The sequence below is a fragment of the Micromonospora phytophila genome (assembly GCF_023656545.1).
Lineage (GTDB): Bacteria > Actinomycetota > Actinomycetes > Mycobacteriales > Micromonosporaceae > Micromonospora > Micromonospora phytophila.
This window is the reverse complement of record NZ_JAMOKF010000237.1, coordinates 1-8727: the sequence shown is the minus strand read 5'-3', so window position 1 is coordinate 8727 and position 8727 is coordinate 1. Positions and strand designations below refer to the sequence as shown.

General features: G+C 73.7%; 9 protein-coding genes and 1 pseudogene. 5 read left to right on the top strand and 5 right to left on the bottom strand.

Annotated elements, in window-relative coordinates:
* Positions 1–118: 118 nt before the first annotated feature.
* A complete protein-coding gene (locus NCC78_RS22835) occupies positions 119–562 on the bottom strand; it encodes a MarR family winged helix-turn-helix transcriptional regulator (protein WP_250796944.1) in 444 nt (147 codons plus the stop codon).
* A gap of 176 nt (positions 563–738) precedes the next feature.
* On the opposite strand from NCC78_RS22835, the gene NCC78_RS22830 reads away from it, so the two are divergent.
* The 3 genes from NCC78_RS22830 (at position 739) to NCC78_RS22820 (ending at position 2601) form a co-directional block, all read left to right on the top strand.
* Positions 739–1329: a hypothetical protein gene (locus NCC78_RS22830; RefSeq protein ID WP_250796943.1), complete on the top strand. Its 591-nt coding sequence runs from the start codon at positions 739–741 to the stop codon at positions 1327–1329.
* A 1-nt stretch (position 1330) separates the two neighbouring features.
* Complete coding sequence (locus NCC78_RS22825; RefSeq protein WP_250796942.1) at positions 1331–1672, top strand: hypothetical protein; 342 nt, start codon at positions 1331–1333, stop codon at positions 1670–1672.
* 200 nt (positions 1673–1872) lie between these two features.
* A complete protein-coding gene (locus NCC78_RS22820; protein WP_250796940.1) occupies positions 1873–2601 on the top strand; it encodes a class I SAM-dependent methyltransferase in 729 nt (242 codons plus the stop codon).
* A gap of 17 nt (positions 2602–2618) precedes the next feature.
* On the opposite strand, the gene NCC78_RS22815 is transcribed toward NCC78_RS22820, so the two are convergent.
* On the bottom strand, positions 2619–3356 hold the full coding sequence (locus NCC78_RS22815) for a MerR family transcriptional regulator (RefSeq protein ID WP_250796939.1): 738 nt from the start codon (positions 3354–3356) through the stop codon (positions 2619–2621).
* Positions 3357–3532: 176 nt separating this feature from the next.
* Between NCC78_RS22815 and NCC78_RS22810 the strand changes: the two genes are divergently transcribed.
* Positions 3533–5806: an ATP-binding cassette domain-containing protein gene (locus NCC78_RS22810; RefSeq protein ID WP_250796938.1), complete on the top strand. Its 2274-nt coding sequence runs from the start codon at positions 3533–3535 to the stop codon at positions 5804–5806.
* Between the two features lie 115 nt (positions 5807–5921).
* Here the strand turns inward: NCC78_RS22810 and NCC78_RS22805 are convergent, their stop codons facing one another.
* Entirely contained in the window at positions 5922–6170 is a 249-nt protein-coding gene (locus NCC78_RS22805; RefSeq protein WP_250796937.1) for a hypothetical protein, read from the bottom strand.
* Positions 6171–6383: 213 nt separating this feature from the next.
* Between NCC78_RS22805 and NCC78_RS22800 the strand changes: the two genes are divergently transcribed.
* On the top strand, positions 6384–7187 hold the full coding sequence (locus NCC78_RS22800; RefSeq protein WP_250796936.1) for a GAF domain-containing protein: 804 nt from the start codon (positions 6384–6386) through the stop codon (positions 7185–7187).
* Between the two features lie 265 nt (positions 7188–7452).
* On the opposite strand, the gene NCC78_RS22795 is transcribed toward NCC78_RS22800, so the two are convergent.
* A complete protein-coding gene (locus NCC78_RS22795; protein ID WP_250796934.1) occupies positions 7453–7872 on the bottom strand; it encodes a protein-tyrosine phosphatase family protein in 420 nt (139 codons plus the stop codon).
* Between the two features lie 612 nt (positions 7873–8484).
* Positions 8485–8727: pseudogene (locus tag NCC78_RS22790) on the bottom strand (hypothetical protein); the annotation flags it as partial.

The window sequence follows — 8727 nt, the reverse complement described above, 5'->3', positions numbered from 1 at the left end:
GTCGGCAAGATCGCCGCGGCGCGCCCGGTTCGCCCACCTGCCCGCGCCGGCCCACTCGTCGCGACGGGTCGACCTCGGTCAGCGGGACCGCCTCCCGGCCTGGTCAACGGGCCGGCGGTCAGCGGGGACCGAAGCCCGCCACGGTCACCAGCAGCCGCGCGAGTGCGGCCCGCCGCTCCTCGGGCAGGTCGCCGAGCAGTTCGTCGTCGAGGCTCGCGGCGATCTCCCCCGCCCGGGTCAGCAGGGTCCGCCCGTGTCCGGTGACCTCCAGCCGGGCCGCACGGCCGTGCCCGGCGTGGTGGCGCACCACCGCCCCCAACTCCTCCAGCCGGTTGACCGTCGCGTGCATGCTCTGCGCGGTGACCCCCGCCCGGCGGCCGAGGTCGCTGTAGGAGAGGTTCGGGTTGGCGGCGAGGTGACCGAGGGCGCCGACGTGCCGCAGGGTGAGCCCGTGTTCGGCGAGCGCCGCCTCGACCCGCCGTTGGACGGTCCGCCCGGCCGCGATGAACAGCAGGGCCGTCGAGGTGGTCAGCGCAGGGCGGCCCTCACGTGGCGCCGGCACGGTGTCGCCTTCGCTCTCCGGTTGCATGCGGTCCCTTCGTCGACCCCGATCCGTCATCATCGCAGGCACCCGGCCTTCAGTCAGACTTTAAGTCAGGCTTATAGTGGCGACGTCCCGGCCCGCACGCCCGGACCGTGGCCGCTCGGCCACTGCCGACGACCCCGAAGGGGTACGCGATGACCAAGGTCCTGCTCAGCGTCCACGTCCTGGCGGCGATCATCTTCATCGGTCCGGTGACCGTGGCCGCCAGCCTCTTCCCCCGGTACGGCCGGGCCGCGCTGGCCGGGGGCGACCCGCGCGACGCGGCCGTCGTCCGGCTGCTGCACCGGATCAGCCGCGGCTACGCGGTGCTCGGCCTCACCGTCCCGGCGTTCGGCGTCGCCACGGCCGTACGCCTCGGCGTGCTCACCGATGCCTGGCTGCTGGCGTCGATCACGCTGACCGTGCTCGCCGCCCTGCTGCTGGCCCTGGTGGTGCTGCCCGCCCAGGAACGCGTCGTCACCGCCCTGGCCGACCCGCCCGTGGCCACGGGTGCGCGGACACTGGATGGCGGCACCGCCGGTGCGGCCGACGGCACCACCGGCGCGACGCGGACCGACGGCACCGCCGGGGCAACGCGGACCGACGGCACCGCCGGCGGGGCGGCGGCCCATCCGTCGCCGGTCGACCTGCGGCGGCTCTCCGCCGTCTCCGGGGTCTTCGCGCTGCTCTGGGCCGTCGTGGTGGTGCTGATGGTGATGCGCCCCGGCTCGATTACGGGGGCGTGACATGAGGGTGAACCTGACCGCGCTGCGGATCGCCGCCGCCGTCGAGGCCGGCTCGCTGGCCGTCCTGATGGTCAACCGGCTCACCGTGCACCTGCCGGCGTTGACCTCCGCCACCGGGCCGGTGCACGGCAGCGCGTACCTCATGGTCATCGCCCTGGTGCTGCTGGCCGGCGGTACGCCACGGTCGGTGCGGCTGGTGGCGCTGGTGCCCGGCATCGGCGGCTACCTGGCGCTGCGCCGGCTGTACCGGCACTGGGACCTGGCCGATGCCGGGTCGACCAGGAACGACCCCCGGCCCGCCCCGGACGAGGGGTTGGGCGGCGGCGGGCGGCCGATCGGCTGAGCCGGCGGCGGGCCCCGGCCGGGAACGACCGGGGCCCGCCGTCACCGGCCGACGGCGATCCCCACTGCCCTGTCCGCCAGCCGCAGCAATCGATCGACGGTGCGGATTTGCTCACAAGCCGTTGCCTGCGGCGTCACCCTCCGACTAGAACCGGGGGACGTTCGCCCGGACCGCCCGGCGACGGTGGCGAGGTGGTGGCCGTGGCACTGATCTCCTACGACGACACCGACGCGGCGGCCTTCGCCGCCACCCGCGAGCTGCCCCGGGCCGGCCTGGGTAACTGGCGGCACGCGGTGCAGCAGCACCTGCGGCCAGGCACCGGAACCAGGCTGCTCGACCTCGGAGCCGGCACCGGCGCGTGGGCGTCCGCGTTCACCGAGTGGTTCGGCATCCGGGTGGTCGGGGTGGAACCTGCCGGGGCGATGCGGGCCCGGGCCCAACACCGGCCACTGCTCGCCGGGCACGCAGGGGCCGTGCCGCTGCGCGACTCCAGCATGGACGGCGCCTGGCTGTCCACCGTGGTGCACCACCTTCCCGACCTCGACGCGGCGGCGCGCGAGCTGCGCCGGGTGCTCCGACCGGGCGCGCCGGTGCTGATCCGGTCGCCGTTCCCGGGCCGGCACCACCGGATCTCCCTGTTCCACTGGTTCCCGGAGGCCGTGCGGGTCCTCGAGACCTACCCCGACCTGGCCCGCGTGCGCTCGGTGTTCGCCACCGCCGGGTTCACCGTCAGCACCGTCGAGCCGGTCGCACAGACCACCGCGACGTCGCTCGCGGAGTGCGCCGAGCACCTCGACCGGCGGGCGCACAGCCTGCTCCAGCTGATCACCGACGACGAGTACGCGGCCGGCCTGGCACGGCTGCGGGCCGCGGCCCGGAACGCCACCGGCCCAGTCGTCGACCACCTCGACCTGCTGGTGCTGCGCTGAGCCCGCCGCGGCGACGGTCAGGCCGGGGCGTCGCCGCGGCGGCGCAGGTAGTCGTGCAGCGCGGCTGAGGCGCGCAGCCGCCGCAGGCTGCGCCGGTGCAGCTCCTGCTCCCGCCTGCCCAGCTCGGCCCGCACCCGCTGGGCGCTGCCGGTGGTGCGCATCTCGTCGAGCACCGCCGCGATGATGTCGAACGGGTACGTACCCCGGCGCAGCAGCGCGACGACCTGTGCGGCGCGCAGCTCGGCCTCGTCGTACACCCGGTAGCCGGTGCCCCGCTCGCGCACCGGCCGGAGCAGGCCGCGCTCCTCCCAGAGCCGCAGTTGCGAGGTGCGGACGCCGACCAGGGCGGCGACCTCGCCGATGCGGACCCCCCGGCGCCGCGCCGGCACCGCGACGGCCGGGCTGGTCACCACGGTCTCGAACGCGCCGAGCACGCGACGGATGTCGGCCCGTTCGCGGTCCAGCTCGGCGTGGCCGCCGTCGAGCGCCGCCAGCGCCGCCGGCACGTCACCCCGGTGCACCGCCGCCATCACGTCCCGGGTACGCGCCCAGCCGTGCCCCTCGGCCATCCGCCGGGCCACGGCGAGCGCCCGCACGTGCGCGTCGGTGAAGACCCGGTAGCCGGCCGGGGTGCGCTCGACGGGCGGGAGCACGCCGAGATCGACGTAGTTGCGGACCTGCTGCACGGAGATCCCGACGGTCGCGGCGACGTCCACCGCCCGCCAGCGCCCGGCACGCTTCCCCCGATCCGCCACCGGTTCACCCTAGCCTCTCCACGTCGTTTGAGACTTACCGGCCTTCTTCCGACGGCGCCCGCCGGGTACGGGCGTGAAACCCTCCACGGGGGCATGAATGAGATGATTGAAGGCGGCCCAACCCCCGTAGATGTAACTCGGGCGGGACTCCGCCCACGATCTCGCAAAGGGTTCGCATGCAGCAGCCAGCACGGTCCGCCGCCGACAGCCACGACATGATCGAGGTACGCGGAGCGCGGGAGAACAACCTCGCCGCCGTCTCGGTCGACATCCCGAAGCGCCGGTTGACCGTCTTCACCGGCGTCTCCGGGTCCGGGAAGTCGTCCCTGGTCTTCGGCACCATCGCGGCGGAGTCCCAGCGCCTGATCAACGAGACCTACAGCGCCTTCCTCCAGTCCTTCATGCCCAACCTGAGCCGCCCCGACGTCGACTCGCTGCGCAACCTGAGCGCGGCGATCGTGGTCGACCAGGAACGGATGGGCGCGAACTCCCGCTCCACGGTGGGCACCGCCACCGACGCGTACGCGATGCTGCGGATCGTCTTCAGCCGGCTCGGCACCCCGCACGTCGGCGGGGCCGGCGCGTTCAGCTTCAACCTGGCCGAGGGGATGTGCCCGACCTGCGAAGGGCTCGGCCGGGTCTCCGACCTCGACGTCAACGAGCTGGTCGACGTGGAACGCTCGCTCAACGACGGCGCCATCACCGTGCCCAACTTCGCCGTCGACTCCTGGTACTGGCAGACCATCGTCGGCTCCGGCCTGTTCGACCCGGACGTCAAGCTCCAGGACTACACCCCGGAGCAGTGGCAGGACTTCCTCCACAAACCCGCCACGAAGATCAAGATGGGCAGCAACAACTGGACGTACGAGGGCCTGATCGTCAAGGTGCGGCGGCTCTACCTGGCCAAGGACCGCGAGTCGATGCAGCCGCACATCCGGGCGTTCGTCGACCGGGCGGTCACCTTCACCACCTGCGCCGACTGCGGTGGCGCGCGCCTCAACGCGGCGGCGCTCTCCGCCCGGATCGCCGGACGCAACATCGCCGAGTGCTCGGCCATGCAGATCAGCGACCTGGCCGAGTTCGTCCGCGGGATCGAGGATCCGTCGGTGGCGCCGCTGGTCGGCAACCTGCGCCACCTGCTCGACTCGCTGGTCGAGATCGGTTTGGGCTACCTCAGCCTCGACCGGGAGACCGCCACCCTCTCCGGCGGGGAGGCGCAGCGGGTGAAGATGGTCCGGCACCTCGGCTCCAGTCTCTCCGACGTCACGTACGTCTTCGACGAGCCCACGGTCGGGCTGCACCCGCACGACATCGCCCGGATGAACGACCTGCTGCTGCGGCTGCGCGACAAGGGCAACACCGTGCTGGTCGTCGAGCACAAGCCCGAGACCATCGCGATCGCCGACCACGCCGTCGACCTCGGTCCCGGCGCGGGCACGGCCGGCGGCCGGATCTGCTACACCGGTGACGTGGCCGGGCTGCGCCGCTCCGACACCCTCACCGGCCGGCACCTGGACCACCGCATCCGGCTGCGGGAGGAGGTACGCCGCCCGACCGGCCAGCTGTCGATCCGCAACGCCGACCTGCACAACCTGCGCGACGTCAGCGTCGACATCCCGCTCGGGGTGCTGACCGTGGTGACCGGGGTGGCCGGCTCCGGCAAGAGCTCGCTGATCCACGGCTCGTTGCAGCGCCGCGACGGGGTCGTGGTGGTCGACCAGTCCCCCATCCGGGGCTCCCGGCGCAGCAACCCCGCCACCTACACCGGCCTCCTCGACCCGATCCGGACGGCCTTCGCCAAGGCCAACGGGGTCAAGGCCGCCCTGTTCAGCGCCAACTCCGAGGGCGCGTGCCCGACCTGCAAGGGCATCGGGCTGGTCTACACCGACCTGGCGATGATGGCCGGGGTCGCCTCGGTCTGCGAGCAGTGCGAGGGCCGGCGCTTCACCGAGGAGGTGCTCACCTACCGACTGCGCGGCAGGAACATCAGCGAGGTGCTCGCCATGTCGGCCACCGAGGCCCGGGACTTCTTCCCCGGCGGCCCACCCCGGGCGATCCTCGACCGGCTGGTCGACGTCGGGCTGAGCTACCTCACCCTGGGCCAGCCGCTGAACACCCTCTCCGGCGGCGAGCGGCAGCGGCTCAAGCTCGCCATCCGCATGGCCGACAAGGGCAGCACCTACGTACTGGACGAGCCGACCACCGGCCTGCACCTGGCCGACGTGGACCAACTGCTCGCCCTGCTGGACCGGCTCGTCGACGCCGGCAACACCGTCATCGTCATCGAGCACCACCAGGCGGTGATGGCGCACGCCGACTGGCTCATCGACCTCGGGCCGGGCGCCGGGCACGACGGCGGGCGGATCGTGTTCACCGGCACGCCGGCCGAACTGGTCGCCGACGGTGACACGCTGACCGCCCGCCACCTACGCGAGTACGTCGGCGGCTGAGCGCCGACGGTGACACGCTGACCGCCCGCCGTCCGCGAGCAGGTCGGCGGCTGAGCGGGCGCCGCCACGACGGCGGCGAGCCGGCCCGGTGCCCCACGGCACCGGGCCACCCCGGTCAACGTCCCGGCGTCGGAGTCGCCCGCGCCGGCGGTGTCGCCAGCCGGTGCAGCCACCGTCGCAGCGGCGACACCGCCGCGGCGACGGAGGTGAGCAGCCCGACGGTGATCAGCAAGGCGTCGAGGAAGAGCGTGGCGAGCACGACCAGGAGGGCCAACGACCCGACATCGCGGGCGACCCGCGACACCGAGCGTGCCGGCGAGCGGTGCGCGCCGCGATAGAGGGCAACGGAACGGGGTGGAACCATGGAGCGGACACCTGCCTCGAAAACGCGGACGAGGCGCCCCTCATACCCGGATTGAGCTTCGAAAACCCTGTCGATGACGAGCACCACAACGGGCGGGGCCGCGCTCGCCCGACCGTCGGCGGGTGTGCACCGGACCGGCGTGGCACGGTGATCCGTGACGGGTAGAGTCGCAGCGCCGTACCCGCCGCAGGACCGCACACCGTTGGGAACCTCGTGGAGCAGACCCGCACCGCCGCCCTGGGTGCCCCGGACCGCCTCGCCGCCGTGGCCCGCTACGAGATCCTCGACGCTCCGCGGGAGGGCGCGTTCGACCGGGTCGCCCGGATCGCGGCCACCGTGTTCGGCACGCCGATCGCCACGGTCACCGTCGTCGACGCCGACCGGGTCTGGTTCGCCGCCACCGAGGGGCTGGACGGGGTCACGCAGGTCGGCGTCGAGCCCGGGCTCTGCGCTTCCGCGGTGCTGGCCGACGGCCCGTACGTCGTCAACGACGCCGCCGTGGACCCGCGGACGCTGGACCACCCGCTGGTCCGGGGGGAGCTGGGCCTGCGCTTCTACGCCGCCGCGCCGATCATCACCGCCGACGGCCACCGGCTCGGCACGGTCAACGTCATCGACCGTACGCCCCGGGAAGTCACCGACGGCCAGACCGGCGTGCTGGTCGACCTGGCCGGCATGGTCGTCGACCACCTCGAACTGCGACTGGCCGCGGCCCGGGCGGTGCGCGCCGAGCGGCAACTGCGGACCGTGGCGGACCTGCGCGCCGAGCGCAGCGACCAGCTCGCCGCCCGGCTGCGCACCGCCATGGCCTCGGTACGCGACCACGCGCACCCTGACACCTGCCAGCTCGGCGGCCGGGAGTCGTGTCCCGCGCCGGCCGAGCTGAAGGTCGCCGACTCGTGGGGCGACTCCGCTTGGGCCTGCCCGAAACACGCCGAGGAGGTCATCCTCCAAGTCTCGTCGGTGTTCATCGCCGACGAGTCGCTCGGCGGGCTCGCCGCCTTCAAAACCCGCTGACCCGCCATGGGGGTCGGGGGCGGAGCCGTCTTCGCCGCCTCTGGGTCAGCTCGCTCTCCGGTACGCGTCGCTCACCTCGGACCCCGGCCCGCGCGCTGCTCGGTCTCCAGGGCTGCGACGCCGGCGGTAGCCGGAAGCGGCGGACACTGTTCAACCATCGGCCGCTGCGGGTCGATGGCGGCGGAGCGTTCGCCGGCTGCGGGTCGATGGCGGCGGAGCGTTCGCCGGCTGCGTGGCAGTGCGGCGGAGGCGCCGGGCCCGGCCGTCAGGCCAGTCGGCGCAGCCAGCGCTTCTGCCAGGGCGTTTCCACCGCCCGAGGACGGTAGCTGGCGCGGACCCAGTCCACCGCCCGCTCCGGTGGCAGCCCGTCGAGGATCGCGAGCGCGGCCAGCGCCGTGCCGGTGCGTCCGGTGCCGCCCCGGCAGGCCACCTCCACCCGATCGCCGCCGTGCGCGCGGCGCAACGCCTCCCGCAACGCGTCGACCGCGTCGGCCCGGTCGACCGGGACCCAGAAGTCCGGCCAGCGGATCCGCCGGTGCGGCCACGCCGGCACCGGCCCGTCCGCCAACAGCAGGGCGAAGTCGGCGGGCGACGCGGGATCGCCGATCCGGCGTCCGCGCACCGCCACCCCGCTCGGCAGTACGACCACACCCCGCTGCTCGGCCCATACCCGCTCGTCACTCACCCACCCATTCTCCGCTCCCCCGGTCCTCCGCCCGGCCCGCCCACCCGGTCCTCAGCACGGCCCGCCCACCTCTGATCGGTCACCGCCGGGGTGGATCGAGGTGGGGCAGCCACATCACGGTCATCCACGAGGGCGGCGTCGATTCCCCTCTCCCCGGACCTGGGCCGGCGCGACCAGCAGCGGCCACCGTCGGGCGGCTCAGCCGGAACTGGAGCCGGAGATGGAAGGACGCCTCCGAAGCCGGGCCCAGCTCGGACGCGGGGGGAACGACAGCGCCGCCCCCGGGCCCGGGTGGGCTCGGGGGCGGCGCTGGTGTCGGTTTGCAGGTCGCCTCTCGGCGAGTGGCGCGACGCGGCTCCAGCCGAACGGTATTCCGCGAAGGCAATTTAGGTGAGGCCCGGGGACACTGGACACACCGACACCTCATTCAACCAGCCCACCTGCCGATGTTTTCCCACCCCCGCCGAACGCCGCCGGGCCGCCCGTCGGCGCCCGTGGGTCGGATACGCCTACGGCCGGCACCCCGGTGTGCGGGGGGCCGGCCGTCGGGTGGATGTGCCGCTGGCCGGCGCCCGGTGTACGGGTGCCGGCCAGCAGTCCCCCTCAATAAAGTCAGCTGTTGTTCCAGTGCTTGGCGACGAGGTCGGCGGCCTGCTGCTCCCACTGCGCGTAGTGGTCGGGGTACGCCGACACCTGCACGGTCTGGGCGGCCTCGGTCAGCGGCATGCTCTTCCAGCCGTCGACCTGCTTGAGGCCCTTGAGGAACGCCATCGTGGAGTACTCGGGGTCGGTGATCTGCTCCACCGTGCCCCACCCGCTGGAGGGGCGCTGCTGGAACAGGCCCTGCGAGTCGTG